At 59.5% G+C, this 19,483-nt stretch carries 21 protein-coding genes and 3 pseudogenes; 9 read left to right on the top strand and 15 right to left on the bottom strand.

Features of this window, described 5'->3' with window-relative positions:
- Positions 1–53 precede the first annotated feature (53 nt).
- Positions 54–1,439: a nucleotide 5'-monophosphate nucleosidase PpnN gene (gene ppnN / locus AMD14_RS14010; RefSeq protein WP_015463386.1), complete on the top strand. Its 1,386-nt coding sequence runs from the start codon at positions 54–56 to the stop codon at positions 1,437–1,439.
- A 1-nt stretch (position 1,440) separates the two neighbouring features.
- Here the strand turns inward: ppnN and AMD14_RS14005 are convergent, their stop codons facing one another.
- A complete protein-coding gene (locus AMD14_RS14005; RefSeq protein WP_011051758.1) occupies positions 1,441–2,469 on the bottom strand; it encodes a sensor histidine kinase in 1,029 nt (342 codons plus the stop codon).
- 167 nt (positions 2,470–2,636) lie between these two features.
- Between AMD14_RS14005 and AMD14_RS14000 the strand changes: the two genes are divergently transcribed.
- The 7 genes and pseudogenes from AMD14_RS14000 to AMD14_RS13960 all read left to right on the top strand — a co-directional run bounded on the left by AMD14_RS14000 (position 2,637) and on the right by AMD14_RS13960 (position 10,739).
- Positions 2,637–3,209 (top strand): GspH/FimT family pseudopilin, encoded by a 573-nt coding sequence (locus AMD14_RS14000; protein ID WP_011051757.1) that lies wholly within the window; start codon positions 2,637–2,639, stop codon positions 3,207–3,209.
- An 11-nt stretch (positions 3,210–3,220) separates the two neighbouring features.
- Positions 3,221–3,688: a type IV pilus modification protein PilV gene (gene pilV / locus AMD14_RS13995; RefSeq protein WP_011051756.1), complete on the top strand. Its 468-nt coding sequence runs from the start codon at positions 3,221–3,223 to the stop codon at positions 3,686–3,688.
- Positions 3,685–4,710 (top strand): PilW family protein, encoded by a 1,026-nt coding sequence (locus tag AMD14_RS13990; protein ID WP_011051755.1) that lies wholly within the window; start codon positions 3,685–3,687, stop codon positions 4,708–4,710. The genes pilV and AMD14_RS13990 overlap by 4 nt, the downstream gene beginning before the upstream one ends.
- A complete protein-coding gene (locus AMD14_RS13985; protein ID WP_011051754.1) occupies positions 4,707–5,261 on the top strand; it encodes a pilus assembly PilX family protein in 555 nt (184 codons plus the stop codon). Before AMD14_RS13990 ends, AMD14_RS13985 begins: the two co-directional genes overlap by 4 nt.
- A 12-nt stretch (positions 5,262–5,273) precedes the next feature.
- The gene (locus tag AMD14_RS13980) at positions 5,274–8,621 is read left to right on the top strand and encodes a pilus assembly protein (protein ID WP_011051753.1); all 3,348 of its coding nucleotides are present in this window, start codon (positions 5,274–5,276) and stop codon (positions 8,619–8,621) included.
- A 2-nt stretch (positions 8,622–8,623) separates the two neighbouring features.
- Complete coding sequence (locus AMD14_RS13975; protein WP_011051752.1) at positions 8,624–9,055, top strand: type IV pilin protein; 432 nt, start codon at positions 8,624–8,626, stop codon at positions 9,053–9,055.
- A gap of 516 nt (positions 9,056–9,571) precedes the next feature.
- Positions 9,572–10,739 (top strand): annotated as a pseudogene (locus AMD14_RS13960) (IS3 family transposase).
- Between the two features lie 28 nt (positions 10,740–10,767).
- On the opposite strand, the pseudogene AMD14_RS13955 reads toward AMD14_RS13960, so the two are convergent.
- The 6 genes and pseudogenes from AMD14_RS13955 to AMD14_RS13930 form a co-directional block, all read right to left on the bottom strand.
- Positions 10,768–10,956, bottom strand: a pseudogene (locus tag AMD14_RS13955) (phage baseplate assembly protein V); the annotation flags it as partial.
- 143 nt (positions 10,957–11,099) lie between these two features.
- Entirely contained in the window at positions 11,100–11,774 is a 675-nt protein-coding gene (locus AMD14_RS13950; protein ID WP_011051748.1) for a hypothetical protein, read from the bottom strand.
- 3 nt (positions 11,775–11,777) lie between these two features.
- Positions 11,778–12,128: a hypothetical protein gene (locus AMD14_RS13945; RefSeq protein ID WP_011051747.1), complete on the bottom strand. Its 351-nt coding sequence runs from the start codon at positions 12,126–12,128 to the stop codon at positions 11,778–11,780.
- Positions 12,129–12,144: 16 nt separating this feature from the next.
- Complete coding sequence (locus AMD14_RS13940) at positions 12,145–13,944, bottom strand: hypothetical protein (RefSeq protein WP_015463383.1); 1,800 nt, start codon at positions 13,942–13,944, stop codon at positions 12,145–12,147.
- 12 nt (positions 13,945–13,956) lie between these two features.
- Positions 13,957–14,499, bottom strand: coding sequence for a phage tail protein I (locus AMD14_RS13935; protein ID WP_011051745.1), 543 nt, complete (start codon positions 14,497–14,499; stop codon positions 13,957–13,959).
- Positions 14,492–15,382: a baseplate assembly protein gene (locus tag AMD14_RS13930; protein WP_011051744.1), complete on the bottom strand. Its 891-nt coding sequence runs from the start codon at positions 15,380–15,382 to the stop codon at positions 14,492–14,494. Before AMD14_RS13930 ends, AMD14_RS13935 begins: the two co-directional genes overlap by 8 nt.
- Positions 15,383–15,583: 201 nt before the next feature.
- Here AMD14_RS13930 and AMD14_RS23590 point away from each other — a divergent pair, with 201 nt between their 5' ends.
- Positions 15,584–16,003, top strand: a complete 420-nt coding sequence (locus tag AMD14_RS23590) for an RlpA-like double-psi beta-barrel domain-containing protein (protein WP_223293128.1) — start codon at positions 15,584–15,586, stop codon at positions 16,001–16,003.
- Between the two features lie 160 nt (positions 16,004–16,163).
- Here the strand turns inward: AMD14_RS23590 and AMD14_RS13925 are convergent, their stop codons facing one another.
- The 8 genes and pseudogenes from AMD14_RS13925 to AMD14_RS13890 all read right to left on the bottom strand — a co-directional run bounded on the left by AMD14_RS13925 (position 16,164) and on the right by AMD14_RS13890 (position 19,445).
- Positions 16,164–16,610: a phage virion morphogenesis protein gene (locus AMD14_RS13925; RefSeq protein WP_011051742.1), complete on the bottom strand. Its 447-nt coding sequence runs from the start codon at positions 16,608–16,610 to the stop codon at positions 16,164–16,166.
- Positions 16,598–17,017: a phage tail protein gene (locus AMD14_RS13920; protein WP_011051741.1), complete on the bottom strand. Its 420-nt coding sequence runs from the start codon at positions 17,015–17,017 to the stop codon at positions 16,598–16,600. Before AMD14_RS13920 ends, AMD14_RS13925 begins: the two co-directional genes overlap by 13 nt.
- Positions 17,014–17,502, bottom strand: coding sequence for a hypothetical protein (locus AMD14_RS13915; protein WP_011051740.1), 489 nt, complete (start codon positions 17,500–17,502; stop codon positions 17,014–17,016). The genes AMD14_RS13920 and AMD14_RS13915 overlap by 4 nt, the downstream gene beginning before the upstream one ends.
- A complete protein-coding gene (locus tag AMD14_RS13910; protein WP_015463381.1) occupies positions 17,502–18,140 on the bottom strand; it encodes a glycoside hydrolase family 19 protein in 639 nt (212 codons plus the stop codon). The genes AMD14_RS13915 and AMD14_RS13910 overlap by 1 nt, the downstream gene beginning before the upstream one ends.
- Complete coding sequence (locus tag AMD14_RS13905) at positions 18,140–18,415, bottom strand: phage holin family protein (RefSeq protein ID WP_005922189.1); 276 nt, start codon at positions 18,413–18,415, stop codon at positions 18,140–18,142. Before AMD14_RS13905 ends, AMD14_RS13910 begins: the two co-directional genes overlap by 1 nt.
- Complete coding sequence (locus AMD14_RS13900) at positions 18,408–18,764, bottom strand: phage holin family protein (protein ID WP_005917737.1); 357 nt, start codon at positions 18,762–18,764, stop codon at positions 18,408–18,410. The genes AMD14_RS13905 and AMD14_RS13900 overlap by 8 nt, the downstream gene beginning before the upstream one ends.
- A 4-nt stretch (positions 18,765–18,768) precedes the next feature.
- Entirely contained in the window at positions 18,769–18,978 is a 210-nt protein-coding gene (locus AMD14_RS13895) for a tail protein X (protein WP_005917735.1), read from the bottom strand.
- Positions 18,978–19,445: pseudogene (locus AMD14_RS13890) on the bottom strand (head completion/stabilization protein). Before AMD14_RS13890 ends, AMD14_RS13895 begins: the two are co-directional and overlap by 1 nt.
- Between the last annotated feature and the right edge of the window lie 38 nt (positions 19,446–19,483).

Below are 19,483 nucleotides of genomic sequence, written 5' to 3'. Positions count from 1 at the left end.
TCTTTTGTGCGGGTGAGTACGCTAAAGTTCCGTGCATACGACAGGAGCATGCTATGGAACTCAGCAGTACGGCAGCACGGGCGCTGCCGGTGGTGGATGCGCGGATCTACCCGCGTGGTGGTCTGGATGTGTTGTCCAAGGCAGAAGTAGCCCGGTTGCGGGACGCATCCAGTGGTGGCATGCATGAGCTGTTGCGCCGTTGCGCGCTGGCCGTGCTGACCAGCGGAAGCGCATCGGACGACCCGCGCGCCGCGCGCGATCTCTACCCGGATTTCGACATCCAGGTGAACCAGCAGGATCGCGGCATCCGCATCGATCTGACCAACGCGCCGGCAATGGCTTTCGTCGATGGCGAGATCATCCGCGGCGTGGCGGAGCTGTTGTTTGCCGTCGTGCGCGACCTCGCTTACATGGCCATCGAGCTCGAAGCGCAACGCGCCGATCTGGACACCAGCGAAGGCATCACCAATGCCGTGTTCGGTCAGCTGCGTAATGCACGCATCCTGCAGCCGTTGGACCCGAACCTGGTCGTGTGTTGGGGCGGCCATTCCATCTCGCGCGACGAATACCTGTACACCAAGCAGGTCGGCTACGAGCTCGGCCTGCGCGGGCTGGATATCTGCACCGGCTGCGGCCCAGGCGCCATGAAGGGTCCGATGAAGGGCGCCACCATCGCGCATGCCAAGCAGCGCAAGCACAATACCCGCTACATCGGGGTCACCGAGCCCGGCATCATCGCCGCCGAATCGCCGAACCCGATCGTCAACCATCTGGTGATCATGCCGGACATCGAGAAGCGCCTTGAGGCCTTCGTCCGCATCGGGCACGGCATCCTGGTATTCCCGGGCGGCGTCGGCACCGCGGAGGAAATTCTCTACCTGCTCGGTATCCTGCTACGCGAAGAAAACGCGGACGTGCCGTTCCCGCTGATCCTCACTGGCCCGACCATCGCCGCGCCGTACTTCGAGCAGATCGACCGTTTCATTCGCCTCACCCTGGGGGACGCTGCCGCCTCGCGCTACGAGATCATCGTCGGCGACCCAGTCGCCGTGGCGCGCCGCATGGCCGAAGGGGTGCACGCAGTGCGCGCGCACCGCAAGGACCAGAAAGACTCGTATTACTTCAACTGGTCCGTGCACATCCCGCTCGAGTATCAGCAACAGTTCGAGCCCAGCCACGAAGCGATGGCCGCACTGGACCTGCACCACGGCCGCCCGGCGCCGGCCCTGGCCGCCGACCTGCGCCGCGCCTTCTCCGGCATCGTGGCCGGCAACGTCAAGGAAGACGGCATGCGTCGCATCGAGGAATTCGGCCCCTTCGAAATCCACGGCGACCCCGAGATCATGCAGGCCCTGGACGAACTCCTGCGCGGCTTTGTCGAGCAGCGCCGGATGAAGATCTCTGGGGACTATCGGCCTTGTTATCGGGTGGTGACCTAGATTAGCGAGACGGTATCTCTGCGAGCGGGGCATGCAGGGTAGCCAGAAACTGGTTGCCCTGCGTCGTAGTTTGAAGTCCCATTCTGCTGTCAAGATCGTGTAGCCGGGCACGGACGGCGGCAAGTCCTACTTGGTGCCCGGTGCGCGCTGTCGTCTTGTCAGGCGGCAGGGGGTTGCTGACTTCTACGACAATCGTTTCCGATGTTTGGCGGACTTCTACAACTATCTGCGATACCTCTGAACGGAGTTCCACACCATGGCGAATTGCATTCTCAACAAGGGGCTGGATAGATAGAGAAGGAACTGTCACGGGCGGGATTTCATCAGGAACCTTCCACACGATGCTCAGGCGCTCTCCGAAGCGGATTTGCTCGATATCCAGATAGTGCTTTGCGATGTCTAGTTCTTTGGAGAGGAGTATGTGCTCTGGCCCAGCCAATGTCGCTCGAAATAGTTCTGCCAGATCCATTAACAAGCGTTCGGCACGCGCTGGATTCAGGCGTACGAGCGCTGCCCCCGTATTGAGTGTATTGAACAGAAAGTGCGGCTGGATTCTCGCCCTCAACGCTTCCAGCTCGAACTGCTTCGCACGTATTGCATATTGGCGCGCGCGCCAATGTGTGTGGAAGGCCCACATTCCCAACAATCCGACGGTCAGCGCGATGCCTTCGGTCCGCAGTAGCAGTTCCAGCCAGTTGCGTGTACCCATCGACCACGCGCCACCGACCACCGCCATTGCAATAAATAGTACTAACGCTGCGGCAATCAGGAGAAGCGCAAGGGTGACCTTGGCTATCATGACTGGGCGTGCATTCCTAAGGTGATGGCGAAAAACATACAGGCCGGCCAAAGTCAGAAGTGCCGTCCATTGCGTCATGAATGATGTGATTCCGAAGCTGATCCAGCCGATCTGTGTGCCTGGCGCTAGGCTCAGTGCTGCCGCGATTGCTTCCGCCACGAGCACGACGCACACCAGAGTACGAGAGTCCCACAGGGCTTGCAAGAATGATTCGCCGGTAGCGGTTGGCATCGGTAAGGGGGCTCGGAGGCTTGCTACACATCATGCCCGTGTCTTGAGCGGTTTGGGAAACTGCCTTTCACGCATCCGCAGTGGCCGTCCGTCGTCAAGCATTGGTAGCTGGGACAAGCCTTGGGTAGGGTGCACTCATGTATTTGGCTGCCTGGGGAGGCTGCCGTATGACCTACATTCGGCGCCCGGCATTCCAGGCGCAGCTCGGCTTCTCGCTAATCGAGATGATGGTGACGATCATCGTGCTGGCGATCGTCATGGCAATCGCGTTTCCAAACTTCACAGCGCTTATCAATAGCAATCGGCTGTCGGCTGCGGCAAACGAGCTGTCCGCATCACTCCAGCTCGCCCGTTCTGAGGCGGTACGTAGTAACGCCAGTGTGACCCTGTGCCCATCCAGTGACGGCGCAACGTGCGCGAATGGCGGCAACTGGGCACGTTGGATCGTTTTACGTGGCACCGAAGTCCTGCGTGTCAGTGAGGTCAGGCCGCAGCTGCAGGTGAGCGTAAGCCCTGCGATCTCTTCCGCTAGCGCGCGGATCGTCTTTCGCCCTGACGGACTTGCGCGTGACTCGACTGGTGCGAGGCTCTTGGTGGGGGCCGTGTCCATCTGTATGGCGACCACGCGGCCGCCAGAGAACCAGCGCATCGTGTCAATAGCAGGGGGCAGCCGTGTAGCAATAACACGCGGAACAGACCCGCAGTGCCAGACGCCCGCCGATGCACCAGCTTTGAATTGAGGAAAAGGCAGATGAGAACGCCAGCGATAGAAAGTCGCCGACGTCAGGCCGGTGTAAGCCTGATCGAGGTTTTGATTTCAGTTGTGATCCTAGGCATCGGCATGCTTGGAATTGCAGCAATGCAGGCCCGTGCACTTCAGAACAACAGCAGTTCCCTTGAGCGTAGTCAGATGGTCGTTCAGTCGTACGCGATTCTGGACGCTATGCGCGCCAATCTGACCGCTGCGCGCGCGGGGGCATACAACACCGCGATGACATGTAACGTTCCTGCTGGAGGCAATCTTGCTGCCAATGACCGACGAGATTGGATCACGGCCTTGAAGTCGAGTATGGGAGCAACGGCCTGCGGTTCTATCCAGTGCGAGGCCAATGGAGTGCGTTGCACTGTCTCGGTGCGCTGGGACGACAGTCGTGCAACTGCGCTCGGGTCCAGCGATAACTCGGCACAGCGCGAATTCAGCGTGGTTACCAGGCTATGAGCAAGGTTTACTCTTTGCGCAAACCAGTGCGTGGTTTTACGCTGATTGAGCTGCTGATTTCTCTGGTGCTGGGATTGTTGGTGACATTGGCTGCTATCGGCCTGTTCCTAACGAGTCGTCGCACTGCAGCTGCTACCGATAGTCTTAGCCGTGTTCAAGAAAATGCGCGTATCGCCTTTGAGTTGATGGCGCGCGATATTCGAGAAGCTGGAGGTAATCCCTGTAACAGTAGCAATAATATGGCGATGGTGAACGTGCTGAATGCGCCGACCTCGCGTTGGTGGACCAACTGGAACGTCGGTACAACAAACGGAACCCTTCAAGGATATGACGGGGCCACCGCGATTCCGGGAATCAGTTTTGGCACAACAACCGCAGGCCAACGGATTGCCGGTACAGACGCGCTATCGCTGTTGTCATCCGGGGATGCCACAGCGGTCGTGACGGCGCATGCCCCGGCCGCCGCAACATTTACCGTCAATACCGCATCTCACGGCTTGATGCCTGGTGACTTATTGATGGTGTGTGGACCCAATGCCGAAACAGGCGGTGTGATGCGTCTGGGGGCTATTTTCCAGATGACAGGTGCGGCAGGTACCGTCTCAATTGCTCACGGCGCGAGTGGTACGCCTGGGAATGCCACCAATCGCCTCGGCCTGGGTGGTTCTCTGTTTACCTTCGGCCCTAACGCCACGATTACCCGTCTCAATGCGTCAGCTTGGTATATCGGTACCAATGGACGTACCAGAGGGCTTTACCAGTCCACCCTGATCAATACAGGTGGAGTCGCAAGTGTCCAGGCGCAGGAAGTTGCAGAAGGTGTACAGAACATGGCGATGACCTATCTAGTTGACGGAACCGCAAGTTATGGAGATGCGGCGAGCACTGCAGGCCGTTGGAGCCAGGTGACGGCAGTCAGAATCACTTTGACGCTGGCGGGAACCGATCGTAACGGTGTGGACAATGCAGCGCTGTCACGCACAGTAAGCCAGGTCATCACTCTCAGGAATAGGGCTCCATGAGCGGATCTCCTTCAATTTCACGTCCGCTGCGACAACAGGGCGTCTCGCTGGTTGTTGTGCTCATTCTGCTGCTCATCATGACGCTGCTTGGATCAGCAGTCTTGCGGAGCACTGTCCTTGAAGAGCGCATGAGCGCAAATTTGGTGGATCGCAATCTCAGCTTTCAGGCGGCTGAAGCAGCGCTTCGTGAAGGTGAGGCACTTGCTGCAAGTCGTACCAACGCCGAGCACGCTGCGATTGCCGCGGCTGCAGCGGGCGGGGCGTGTGCCAATGGCGTCTGCCCAAGGCCGGATGCGACAGCAGTTGAGCGATGGAAAAACACAAATTTTGGTGGCTGGCGCGCAGCAACTACGAGTGTCGGCTCAATCGCGTCGGCTCCGCAATTTTTTATCGAATACATGGGTACATCGGAGACGTGGCTGGAATGCAATCTCGATCCTCGCTACACAGGCAGCGATATCTGCTTGCGCCCTGTGTATCGCGTCACCGCACGAAGTGAAGCGGCAGGTCGAGCCAGCGTGATTGTTCAATCCAACTTTATCGTTCCTTAGGGAGTTGTTGCCATGAATTCGTCCACATCGGTCCCCTTCAAGCGATCCGCCTTGGCTGACCAGATGCGCTGCGCCTGCATGGCGTTGGCAGCAACATTGTTAGCAGCTCCCGCAGCGGCAGTTGACTTGCCAGATGAGCCACTGCAATCCAGTGGTCGTGTTTCACCCAATATTTTGTTCATTCTGGATGATTCTGGCTCGATGAGTGAGGACTCCATGCCGGATGTCTTGCCGGGGACCACGCCCATCAATATTGCAGAGCAGGCCTATAGTAGAAATACCATTTACTATAATCCTGCGTTTGACTACAAGCCGTGGTTAAATCCAGACGGTAGCCAAATGACTGGTGGCCTTAGTTATTCAAGTGTGTATACGGATAACTCATTCTTGACCGGATCGGCGAATCTGCAGTCTGCCGTACGCACATTCTATGTGCCAAAAAATCTGGCTGCTTCTGCAGCACAGCTTGCCAATGTTAACAACTATTGGCGCTATCAGATCCACACGGATGGACGTATCGTAAGAAGCGAGTATTTGCAGAACGTATCGGGTCAGCAGGGACTTGCAGGGCGAGATTGTGATTCCAGTGGTTCGGGCTGGCAATGGAAGAATTGTACATTTGCCTTGCCGAATCCTGCTCTCCGCAGTAGTGAAAGTTCAGAGCGGGCCAATTTTGCAATATGGTATTCATACTATCGTACCAGAATGAAGGTGGCGAAAGCTAGTGCGGGCCAGGCTTTTTCTGACCTCAATACCTCGGCGAGAGTTGGCTTTCGGACAATTTGGCGCAGAAACAAAACCGGAAATATAATCACACAAGATAATCCAATTCCAATTGGTCGCAACGATGGACTGTTCGATGATCCTAACGGTGGCTCGGGTGCGAACAACAATAAGACGATTTGGTATGACCGTCTGTATGGTGCCTCTGGCTCGGGCGCAACGCCGCTTCATGGCGCGTTGACCGATGCTGGGCTGTACTACAGCAGTGCGGCTGCCAACGGACCGTACGGTCCGCAGGCTGGGAGCGCGCAGTTTTCTTGTCGGCAAAATTTTACTATTTTAACGACAGACGGGTACTGGAACGGCAAAGATAACTACACGGATGTTGCCAATGAGCAGGATAACGTAGCTGGGCAAACAATCACTAGTCCCACGCGTGATACATATACTTACAGGCCAGAACGTCCGTATGCTAGTTCAGATTCGGATACGCTAGCTGACGTAGCAATGCGGTTTTGGAAAAATGATCTTCGTACTGATCTTGTAAATAACGTGCCCACTTCCAGTCGTGATCCTGGCTTCTGGCAGCACATGGTGACGTATGCAATCTCTATTGGCGCATCGGGCACCTTAAATCCGGAGACCGATCTGCCGGCGCTGACTGCGGGAACTCTGAACTGGCCTACCCCGAGAAATAACACGATCGTTAACGTGGACGATCTGTGGCATGCCTCTGTTAATGGTAGGGGGGATTTTATTGTTGCAAGTAATCCCGATGAGTTCACTCAAGCGTTAAAGGCATCGCTGGCATCTATTATCGAACGTGCCGGCGCATTTTCCAATCTATCCGCGAACTCCACCCGGGTGGACAGTGCGACGCTCGCTTTTCAGGCAAGCTTTGTGTCCGGCATCTGGTCCGGGCAGTTGCGCGCATTTCCAGTTACCGCTTCAGGTACCTCGGCGACTCCAAGTTGGAGCGCTTCTGCTGGGATCCCGACGACAGGTCGCAAGATTTTCACATTCAACGGTACGGCCGGTGCCACGTTTCCCACCGCAGCACAGTTAGTGCCTCTGGCCCGGAGTGCCGCTCCTGCAGTGAGTGGTGCCGACAATGCTGCATATATTGCAGGCTCTCGCACGAGGGAGCTTTCCAATGGCGGAACGTTGCGTAATCGCACAACAGTGCTTGGAGATATTGTCGGTTCCTCACCTGTGTTTGATGCGCAAACAAATACTGTTTACGTAGGTGCCAATGACGGCATGCTACATGCCTTCGACACGAGCAATGGCGCCGAGGATTTTGCTTACGTTCCGGCGGCCCTCAACTTCAATGACTTAAGCACATTGAGCCGGCCTGACTACGAGCATAGATATTTCGTGGATGGTCCAGTCATTCTGTCGCGCCGCGACCAGACGCCGGACGCGAGCATTCTGGTAGGAACACTTGGGCGGGGAGGAAAGGGTCTGTATTCGCTTGACGTTACCAACCCGGACAACTTTGTTGCTAGCCGCGTCAAATGGGAAAGGACTGAAACGCCACTTAATAACATGGGCTTGATTCTTGGGCAGCCCATCATTGCCAAGCTCAACAACGGCGACATGGGTCTAATTGTCCCTAATGGTGTAAACAGCACGAGCAACCGCGCGGCTGTGCTCATTTACCGACTTAGTGATGGGGCTCTTCTGGCCGAAATGGACACTGGGGTGGGATCCGCCACTAATCCGAACGGGATGTCGGCGCCGACTATTCGCGACGTAGATGGTAACGGGACTGCGGACTTCGTATACGCGGGTGACATGCTAGGAAACATGTGGAAGTTCGATATTAGTTCCGCTAGCCGCACTGCCTGGAGCAATGCGAGCAGTCGTCTTCGTATGTTCACCGCAACCAGTCCGACCGGTCAGGTCCAACCCATCACCTCGTCCCCGGTAGTCGCTCGTGATCCTTCAACGTTCCAGCTCTGGGTCTTTTTTGGCACCGGTCGTTTTATGGAAACTGGTGATACAGCAGATCGAAGTGTTCAGACCTTTTATGGATTAAAAGACGGCACAGCTACGGTCGCGAAAAACACACTGCAACAGAGAACTATCGCGGCGGTTGCCACCGACAGCGATACTGGACGCACGGTACGTGCCTTCGAGCTGCCTTCAGCACTTCCGGCTGGTCGTAATGGCTGGTATATCGATTTGGTAAATCCGCCCACGCCTCCCGGCACTCCGATCGGCGAGCGTGTTGTCAGCGATCCTCAGGTGGTCAACGATGTACTGAATTTTTCGAGCATCATCCCCAGCAGCGATCCGTGTCTGCCGGGTGGCACTGGTTTTCAGAACGCATTAAATGCGTTTACGGGGGCGAGCTTGTCCGAGTCGTTCTTCGACATCAATGGTGATGGGTCATTCGCAGACGAGACAGTGCCAGTGGGTGGTAGTACTGGTTCGCCTGGGACACCGGCAGCGACTGGGTCGGTTGGCCTCGGAGGAATGGGTACAACCGGCAACATCTTGACTGGCGGCGGTAGCGGCGGTGGCGGACTCATCTGTACGAACCTGTCGAATGCGACGGTAGAGTGCCAGCGCATTCGTGAGGCGCGCCGTACATCTCGCGTCTCTTGGCGCGAATTATTGAAGGAGATGTGAACATGAAAGCAGTTGGCAAACGACGTATGTCTGCAGGCTTTACCTTGATTGAGCTGATGATCGTGGTCGCTGTTATTGCGGTCCTAGCTGGTATCGCGATGTACAACTACCAAGCCGCAGTGGTGCGTGCTAAACGCTCGGCGGCGACGAGTTGTCTACAGAGCGGCGCACAGTATATGGAGCGTTACTACACGACTTACATGTCTTACAACAATGCCGGCACTCCGCCAGCGCTGCCGCAGTGTGATTCAGGGGTCGCAAGCAGTTATACGGTGGCACTTGCACCTTCAGCAGATGGAAGGAGCTACACCATCACTGCCACGCCAATTAACCAGCAGGCAAGAGCCGATACGAAGTGTGCCGCTCTCTCGATTCTCCAATCGGGCGAGCGCCGAGAAAGTGGTACTGCCACGTCTGTCAGCGATTGTTGGTGATTGCGCGCGTTTTTGTCTTGCGATAGTGCAGGCGAGCAGAGCCAGTGGCTAAGGCTATGTTTTGTGTATTGGCTGGTATAGCTCTAAACATAGACAGTGAAGCGTCTCGATAATTCGATCCACTTGGAAGTAGAGTTACTCCCTACAGAACTCTGCATTAAGAAGTCGAAGTTCACCGAAGAGCGGATGGTTCGGGTCCTCGAAGAGGTCGAGGCCGGTGCAAAGGTCGGCGAGACCTATCGCAAGCACGAGTCAGCGAGCCGACCTATTACGCCTGGAATCTAAATACGCAGGCAAGGAGGGGGCCGCAGTGGCGGCATCTGAAGGACGTGGAAGCCGAGCTGGCCCGGCTGAAGCGCATGTATGCCGAGCTGGCCTTGATCATCACGCGCTCAAGGACCTTCTGTCGCGAAAGATTGAGCCAGACTAGTCGACTGCAATTAGGTATGGCCATGATACGCCCAGGATTTCCTAGACATCTCAAGGCCATGGAAAATGGCTGATTCGGAGGTGTCCATGAGCAGTAAGCGGTATACGGATGAGTTCAAGATCGAGGCGGTCCGGCAAGTGACCGATCGTGGGTTCAAGGTGGCAGAGGTCGCCGAGCGACTGGGTGTCACCACGCACAGCCTGTACGCTTGGCTGCGCAAGTTCGGCAAGCCCGGCGTAGTACAGCGCGCTGAGGCGGACCAGAGCGCCGAAGTCCGGCGGCTGAAGATCGAGTTGCGCCGGGTGACGGAGGAGCGCGACATCCTAAAAAAGGCCGCCGCGTACTTTGCCAAGGGGTAAAGGCAAAGTACCTCTTCATGCAAGTCCACCGCGAAGAATTCAGGGTGTGCGCGATGTGCCGGGTTTTGCGGGTGAACCGGGCTGGATACTACGCGTGGCTAAAGTCGCCCGACAGTGAACGCGCCAAGGAAGACGAACGCCTGCTGGGGCTGATCAAGCACCACTGGTTGGCCAGCGGCAGTGTCTATGGGCATCGCAAGATTGCCAAGGATCTACGCGATCTGGGTGAGCGTTGCAGTCGCCATCGGGTGCATCGATTGATGCGCACCGAGGGACTGCGTGCCCAGGTGGGCTATGGCCGCAAGCCGCGCTTCCATGGCGGAACGCCGTGCAAGGCGGCAGCCAACCTGCTGGATCGACAGTTCGACGTGACCGAGCCGGACACGGCCTGGGCGAGCGACTTCACCTTCATCCGTACGCATGAAGGCTGGATGTACCTGGCTGTGGTGATCGATCTGTTTTCCAGGCAGGTCGTCGGCTGGGCGATGCGCGATCGAGCCGATACCGAGTTGGTCGTGCAGGCCTTGCTGTCGGCGGTGTGGCGGCGCAACCCCAGCGCTGGTTGCCTGGTTCATTCGGACCAGGGGTCTGTCTACACCAGCGATGACTGGCGCAGTTTCCTGGCGTCCCATGGCTTGGTGTGCAGCATGAGTCGGCGTGGCAACTGCCACGAGCGCGAAGCCTGCCCTTGGGGCACAACGCACCGGTGGAGAGCTTCTTTGGTCTGCTCAAACGCGAGCGGATCAGGCGGCGGATCTACCCCACCAAGGACGCCGCACGCGCCGAGGTGTTCGACTACATCGAGATGTTCTACAACCCACAACGCCGTCATGGTTCAACTGGCGACCTGTCCCCTGTAGAGTTTGAACGGCGCTACGCGCAACGAGGGTCTTGAGTGTCTACGGAACCCTGGGCGTATCAAACACCACGACTTGTTCGCCGATTGCCGGCGCCGACCAGATGATGGTGGTGCCGGCCAGGGTGACCACCCAGGGCAGATAGTCGGTCAGCATTTCGCCGACCTGCAATCGGCATCGCGCATTGGCGAGATTCACCTCGGCCACGGTGCCGAGACGAATGGCGTTACTCAGTGCGGAGGATGCGTTGCCCATGCAGCCATGGTCAGTGGCTTCATGTTGTGGCGCACTTGCATTGATGCGTATAACGGTTGGCTACACGGAGCGCAGTCGGGTGCATCCAATCGAGCGAAGGTGACGTCCGGCGCTATACGAACCAGTATGCGCTGGACCAAGCGTCAGGCGAAGCCTACCGCTTCTGCGACCAGTGAAATAGCGGTGGTCGAGACAGAGCCAGTGGCATTGTTGCGGATCCGAATCGTCAGCTTGCCTTCCCCATAGCACTCGTTGCCCGATCCCGAGAGCGCTCTGGATGTGATGCTGCAGGCATAGTCGCCGGTCATCGGCGAGTAATTCGCAGCCGAGTTGGACGATGTCCCGTTGCGATTGCCGCGCAGCCATGAGACGGAAAAATCCAGCTGCACAGAATAGTTGCTCGCCGGCTGACCGTTGGGCAGCCATGTTCCGGAAGTTGGCGAGCCGCTCACCCCTTTCCCGGAGAGGCCGAGCGCCCAGGTTCCATTGGCTCGAATCGAGAACGAAACGCTTGCCGTCTGGCTGCCGCCCTCGGACGTAACTGCTTGGCTGCCAGCGTAGTAGTGCACGCCGTTGTTGGAGAGCGAATAGACGGCACTGCCTTTTCTCGACCATTTGTTGCTGAGATCGGAGCCGGCATTGTCGCGGTAGCCGACGTCCGCCGCCCTGCTGCCAAACGCCAAGGGTGCATACCGCCGATGCAGATCATTGCCATCACTGGAACGATAGCCCGTCACGCTGCCAATTTCGCCTTGCACGTAGAGGTCAAAGATGTCGTCGAAGTCGAGTCCTGCGCCCGTGCGGTAACCCGTCGCCATGAATTAGGCGACCGCCGGCGTCTGGACTGCTGCAGCCTCGTTGTGGAGTTGGTCATAGACGGCCTTCAAATACACGACCACGCCGGCAGCGCTGACATTGGACAGATCCTGACCGGTTACAGGATCCATGAGGCCGGATGCAAACGTGCGAGTCGCGATGGCATCGGAAGTGATGGTGAGGGGCTCCCGGCCGTCCAGCATCTTGTTGACAGCACCATCCAGCAGCAGGAACTCCATGCCTTGAAACACCACGTTTGCCACGCCGGTCAGCGGGTCGTAGAAGAAATGCGATTCCACCGCGATGCGCTCAACGTCAACGCCTGGCGCGAGTGTGCGGATTCGAGAATTAGTCATGGGTCGGCCTATTTGGTCAGTGAGTGGGACGTAGATCAGCGAGGTCTGCCTGCAGACGCCGAACGGCGGCGGATAGCTGCTTGATGGCGTTGAACGCGACGGGTAAGAGCTGGTCGATGTGCACCGCTGGGACCAGCTCGCCTTCGAAGCTCACGCCGCGTGCATCTACCGTCTCGGGCATGATTTCCAATAGCTGCTCTGCATCGAAGAACAGGCGCACGCGGCCGTCCGGGTTGTACTGTTTTTTGTAGCGTCCCAGCAACGTAGTGACCTGTTCCACCTCGGCCAAGCCATACGGCAACGCGCCAATGATGTTTTTGAGTTTGCGGGAAGACCCGAAGTCAAAGCCGCCAACCGCCGACAGCGCGCCAGACGGGGTCAGCCCCATGCGCTGCTGCAACGCCCCGTTGTTGGTTGCCATGCCGATGCGAAGATAGCCGTTCTCGCTCCAGAAGCCGATGTTGTAGGCGCCATCGATCAGCCCGAAGCCTCCGCCGAAACTGCCGGAGCTCAGGTGCGCAAAGCTGTTGATGCCATTGCCGGGCTGGCTCACTGTTGGGCGCAGTAGCAGGCTGCCTGCTGTGTTCAGTACTGCTTCTGCGGTGGAATTAAAAGCGCCATTGGGGCGGAGGTAGATGCTCGCGCCGCCCTCGGCACCGAGGACGGTCACGTTGCTCTTGCTGATGAAATAGCCCGATGCGGAGCCGAGGCTATCTGCATGCAGGGATCCAGCAAACGAGCCTGCACCCGAGACTGCGACCTGTGTGGTTTCGAGGTGGAGCGGGTTGCCACCGGTTCGGATGCGACCGGCGACCCAAGCGTTGTTCGCTGCGTTGACGAAATCCAACACTGGCGTGCCGTTGCCGTAGTCGCGCATGAGCACGCGCCCGGCGCTTGAGACGAGGGCGTCAAACGCACCCTGTGCGCCGCCGCTGATATTGATCCCCAGGCGCGGCGCCGTGAGTTGCCCAGTCATGACATCGCCGGCCTTGACCAAGTAGTTGGCGTGCGAGTGGTCGCTAGGTGTGAAGGTTTGCGGCTTGTTGCCGACTTGATCCCAGGACGGCCACGCACTTGCGGTGGCAGGTATGCCAGTCAGATTTTCCCAGGCCCGGTAGTAAGTGCCGTGCTGACCATCGAGTTTGTCGGCATCCAGATTGTTGCCGGCACCTTCGTCCTTGAGGGCGGCTCCCTTCAGTTCCAGGGCAGTACGCAGCAGCGCGGCGCTGGTCAGGCCCAGTAGTCCTCGAATGAACGCTGATGGCGCACCGGCTCCCAGGCGAGCATCCAAGATCTTCTTCAACAGCCATGCGGTGATGACGCGGATTTTGTCGGTACCTGCAGCGGCTTCGTCTTCAGTCGCCAGCTCGACGATCCCGGCCACTTCAGTCGTGGCGGCCGGGTCAGTGAAGTTGGTTGCACCGAAGGCGATCTGCTTTACATCGATGTCGGCAAAGACCGCGTCCAGGGCGAGCAGCAGCATGGCGGCGGCCGCCTTGCCCAGCAAAAGGGCTGGCTGACTGTAGACAGCGAATAGGGTGCCATTGGACAGGTAAAGGCCGAACCCGTAGCAGTCATAGACGGCGTCGGACTCATCACGAATGGACACGTGGATCGTGTCATCGGCGGTGACGGTCCCGCCCACGGCGGCTAGCCGCTTGATCTCACTTGGCAGCGCGGTCAACGCGGCAGAGGCGCTAAACGGCGCGTTCGCAAGGCCAACATGGCTGATCAGCACCGGATTGGTCCCGGTGTTGGGTGCATTGACCAGCGCGGCACGGCCAGCGGTGGTGACTTGGAGCTTGAGACCGGGCATTTCGGTGTCCAGTTACTGGGCTTCCATCAGCAACCGTCGATAGACGGCTGGCCGCGCAACGGCGAGTACGCCGATGCGGGCTTCTGCCTGGAATCCCTGGGTGAAAGTGAAGTGGGAACGGACAGGCTTGGTGCGCTCGACTTCGGCAATGACTTCATTGACGAAGCGAGATGTGGCGGTTTGACCATCGGTGCCGGTCAGCGTGAGCGTGAGCTCGAAGGTATGCGGCTGACCGCGCGGCTCGGTCTGCCACCATTCGCGGATAGCCACCGCGCCGCCGAACGACTCGACCACCATGCGCACGCTGTTGGCCGTGCCCTTGCGGCGCTGGATGGCCATGGCGCTACGCAGGCGCGAGCGCTTGACTGCATCGCTCCAGTCGGCCTTCCAGTCGTCCACCGACAGCGTCCAGGCCAGCCACGGCAGATGGCCGGCCGGGCACGTGTCTGGATTCCACAGATCCGGGTATGGCAGCGGGATCGCTTCCAGGCGAGCGGTGACGGCCGCCAGGGCGCGCTCTATCGGCGTGGCGTTGGGCGGCAGAGGGTTACTCATCGATGCCGGCGTGCACGATGTCGATCGCGGTGCAGTAGGCGGCCTGCGTGCGGCTGATCCGGATGTCGGCTGCAGGCGAGTCCAGCTCGACGCGCTGCACACCATCGGCGAACAGCTTGGCCTTGATTGCGGATTCCGGGACGTCGCGGCCGATGCGGTGCGCCTCGGCGAGATAGGCCTGCAGGCTACGCAGGGCCTCGCGCATAACCACCGCCGAGTCGGGGCCAGCGTAGGTGTAGACGCGCCCACGGATGGCGTACGGGACGATCTGCGCGCTCTGGACCGCTACCTCGTCGGTCAATGGGCGTACGTCGGCATCGGTGAGCACGGCCGCCACTTCGTCGAGCAGTTCCTGCGGGGCGGTGCCATCGCCTTTGCGCGATTGCACGGTGACCAGCACTTGCCCAGGTGCGGGGCTGGTGGCACTGGCGTCCATGACATCGGCTGACGCGCTGAGCGCGTGATAGATGTACGCGCCCTCCGGGCCTGCCACGCTGAAGCCCTCCGGCGCCAGCTGGATGCGGCGGCGGAAGTCCACGTCCGACTCACGGGTCGGTGCAATGCCGTTCTCCGGCTGCCCCGGATCGAGCACCAGGCGCGCGACGCCAAACAATGCGCCCAGGTGATCGAGGTTGGTGCCGGTGGCGAAGGCCAGCATGGTCTGCTGGGCCTTGTCGTTGGCGCGCTGGCGGATCAGCAGCTCGCGGGCCGCAAACAGCTGCAGGAGCTTGTAGACCGGATCCGCTTCGGTGAGCGCGGAGAATTCCGGCATTAGGCGCCGGAACTGGGCCAGCGCTTCGGCGAAGATCGTCTCAAAGTCCAACTCTTCGATCAGAGCTGGTGCTTCAAGTTTGGACAGGTCTACAGCAGTGAAGGAGGCCATTAGATGATTGCGTCGAACGGTACGCAATGATCTCGTGCCACCTCGGAAAATCTGCAGGCAGCGAATTGTTGGCTCTCGTTCTACAAAAAAATGATGGTTCCCCCCCCCAAAAAAAAAATCGCAAACAGCAACAAATTTTCGCATATTTGATGCAGCTGAGTTGCGCGACCTGAGAGCCTTTACGTCCACATGGGAATAGTCATGAAACATAAAATTTTACTAGGCTTTAGTGTCGCAGCAATCGGTTTGCTCTTTTCTTCGGCCGCATTTGCAGACATCGGTACAATTAGTTTTTATGGAAATAACGCTCGTCGTCCCGCAGACCTTGTCCAGGGTTGCAATGTACCGGAAGATCAAGTCAGCGGGCGAAACTACCAGGTAGTGACGGTTTCGGATGGTCTGTGGGATAACGGTGCTTCTTGTGGGAGGCGCTATCGCATGCGCTGCATTTCTACGCCAGTTAAGCATTCCTGCACTGCCAGTACAATTGACGTAATCGTTGTTGGCCGTTGCCCCAATGGCAGGTGTACGGTTGGCGGGAGGGATGTAACTATGAAAATTGCATTCAACCGATATTCGTTGTTGGTCCAAGCAAGAACAGCGCCCTGGGCAAATATTTAATATATTCAAATATAAATAAAAATCACTCAAAATCTATTTTTAAAAAATGGGCCGTCGATGTTATGTGCGACTGCGATCCCACCGCAGCATTTTGCTGAAGCGCCCTCAACAGGCGCATCTAACAGGGGGAACGTTCTCATAGCGTCTCGACAATCCCGGTCTAGCCTAAGTGACTCAAGAGTTGGTCGCGGATGAGGTGCCGGTCTTGCTCAGTGAGTCCCAATAGCACGCGCCTCTCGTAACGTGCCCTTGGACCACCAGGTCGTACGCTTTCGCTTAAGCCTTCTTGGTGCACGCGCGCGATTCGTGACACGCGCCCCACAAATCCCACGCTCACCTGGTTAGGACTGGCGCTGACCTTGAAGTACTTGGCCTGCCGCAGCTTTACAAACATCTTCTTGCGTTTGACTCTGCCCGCCTTATCCCGCAGTTGTTCCTTGCGCGGCGCATACGGTGTGCCATCGGGCGCCTGCTGCTTGCCGATGCGCTGGCTCTGCGAGCGTCGCAACGCGGTGCCGATCTTGCGGGCCAGCTTGCGCCGCTCGCTCTCCTGCAGGCGTGCCAGCAGCGGTGCGACCCAGGTCTCCAGTGCGGTCAGGTCATCCATGTGGGATCGATCTGCGGCTCGGGTGCATGGGTGATGTCGTAGCCGCCGCCATCCTTCGCCGTCACGACCACGCGTTCGGTGAGCGGCAACTTGATCGACAGATCCACTGCGTCGTTGGCGAGGATGTCGGCCTCGAAGGCGATGTCGCCACGGCGCGCAGGGTTGGAGAGTAGCTCGGACTGGTTGACCTGCACCCACTCCAGCAGCGGCAGCATCACGCTATCCGGGTGCCCTGCGTAGTCGGTCAAAATCAGGTTGAGTGTGTACTGGTACTCGAATGAGAGCCCTGGCTGGAATGTGCTGATCAGGCTGCCTGCGTCGATAAACACCAGCAGCCGGTCGGCATCGCGCGCCAGATCCGGCAGCGCCGCGACCAGATGCGCGCGCAGGTTGGCGGGCTTGATCATGACGCCGGCTCCGGTGCATGCAGGTCGACCCAGTCCTGTAGCGCGCTCAGCTGCGCGGCGGTGGCGTGGCAGTTGGTGTAGTTGTCGGCGACGGTACCGGCAATGCCAGAGAGCGTAATACCGGCGGCCGGCGCATCAGGATCTCCGGTGGGCGGCCCGGCAGGGTTGCCCGTGGCGGCGGCGTCGTGCAGCCGCACAAAGCCAGCAGGGATAGCGCAAGCAGCATCGGCTTTCTGGGTGACATAGATCGGGATCTCGCGGGTGATGGTGGCGCCGGCTTCGCGCACGATCTGCACGCGGTCGACGTACTGCGTCACGACAGTGGTGGAGCCTTTGGCGCTGTCGCGTTCGGCTTCGGCCTGGCGCTTTGCCTGCAGCGCGGCATCGCGGTTTTTCTGCGCGGCGCTGACGCGCTGCTCCTGCCAAACACAGCCACCGACGAGCACTGCAATAAGCGCCAGCAGGATGATCAGGCGCGTAACCATCAGGGCACGCCCAGGATCTGCAGGGCGCGCTGCGTGCGCGTGACGCGATCGCTGTGGCCTTCGGGCAAGCGCTTGGCGCGTGCGTTGCCCAGGTTGATCTTGCGGCCCAGGCCCAGCACATCGCCGGCATCGGCCAGCACGTTGAGCCCGTTGTCGTGCCAGTACGCGGCCGCGCCCAGTGCACTGGGTTCAACCTGCAGCAGCAGATCCGGCTGCTCTTCCACGGACAAGCCGATCAGGCCACCGATACGGCGGTAGTTGCCCCGGAAGGTGTGCTGCATCGGACCACGGCCCCGGAAGAAATGACCGTCGCCGCTGGCTTCGTTGCCATTGCCCAGGCGGTTGGCGTAGACGAAGTTGGCCAGGCCGACCGGGTTGCGCAGGAACTTTGGCACCTGTGCGGGCGTGATGCGTGCGCCGAACACTTCCAACAGCCGTGCGCTGGTGGTGTAGGTCAGCCCTTCTTCCATGCGCGACAGGCTCAGGCTTTCGTGGCCAACCTGGCCGAGCCAGTGCGCGGCGCGGCGCTTGGTGGTGATGCCGAAGCGGTTGGCGGCGGCAAGCAGCGGGCTGTGCCAGCGCTGTGCGCGTTGCGGCGAGCACTGCATGATCGAGGCGAGCTGGGTATCGGTGAACATCAATCGACCTTCAGGATGCGCGCCACATTGCCCTGGGCGCGGTAGGTGAGCACCGCCAGCACGATCAACGTGCCCAGGTGCCAGAGACTGACTTGCGAGCCGGCGCCGGCAAGCAGGATGTGCAGCGCCTGACCGCCGGTGCTGGCAATCAGCAACCACGCGCACCAGCCCGCGCCGCGTCGATGACGCGCATCGACCGGGCGGTGGTAGGTAAGCAGGCGGACGCAGATGGCGAGCGAGGCCATCAACGTCAGGACGGTGACCAGGCTATGCACTGGGCGGACCTCCACGACGTAGGAAGGAAAAGTCGAATGACTTGCTCTTTTCGATCAGACCCAGCGTGACCGTGATAGCGCACGCCGCGCTAGCGAAGGCGGCCACGCCGCTGGACTTGATCGGCAACCAGCGCAGCAGCTCCGGCGCCAGCTGGTAGCCTGCGATCACGCTCACCGGGAAATAGATCAGTCGCGCCAGCAGTGGTTGCTTGGCGGCGGACACCACGAACAACGCGCCGCCCGCGAAGGCGCCGATCAGCGCATCGCCGTCGATGCCAGGTAGCACGGAGGCAAGGCCCACACCGGTGGCGATCAAGAAGCCGCTCGATACGGAGGTGGGTTCGGTCATCAGATCAGTCCCATAGCTGCACAAGCGGCGTCATCGCCGCCGTGGTGGTGGTTACCTCGGGCAACTCCACCGGCGTGCCATGCGGGAGCACGGCGCCCAGTTCGGCCAGGCCGGGATTGAGGAGATAGGTGCGCTCGACCAGGCCGGCCGTGCTGCCCAGGTGGCGCCAGCACAGCAGGTCGACGGTGTCGCCTTGCATGGCGTGCACGCGCATCAGATGAGCTCCACCGTGCTGCGCGGCAGGTTCTGAAGATCGCGCACAGCCCAGCGCTGGTCGCGGCGCAGCTCGGTGATGCTGGGTGACAAGTCATCGGCGCGCTGGTTGGCGCTGTCGGTAGCGTCGAAGCTGCGGTAACGCTCGGCCACCTCGACGGCGGTGGCACACGCAACGGCGCGCAAATACAGCTGTACGCGGCGCGAGAGACCGTCGACGGTGGTGCTTGGTACATCGGCCAACGCAGCCCAGCCGGCAGCCTGCTGTGTCTGCGCCCAGGTCTAGAGCTCATCGTTGACCGCCAACATGGCGGCGACGATGGCCTGGCGCAGGCGCGCATCGGTGATGGTGCCATCCAGGCGCATGCTTGCCCGCACACTCGCCGGTGCGATCGCCGGCCAGAACGGTGCGTTGGCGATCGCATCAGGCGTGGCGCTGGTGCTGCCGGTGGCAGTGAATCCGCTCATGGATGGCTCGGAAGAGATCGCCGGTGGTCGGGGCGTCA

Origin of the sequence: Xanthomonas citri pv. citri, assembly GCF_000961215.1 — a bacterium.
In the GTDB taxonomy this organism is placed as follows: domain Bacteria; phylum Pseudomonadota; class Gammaproteobacteria; order Xanthomonadales; family Xanthomonadaceae; genus Xanthomonas; species Xanthomonas cissicola.
The sequence above is the reverse complement of the archived record's forward strand: the minus strand, read 5'-3'. Positions and strand labels throughout refer to the sequence as shown.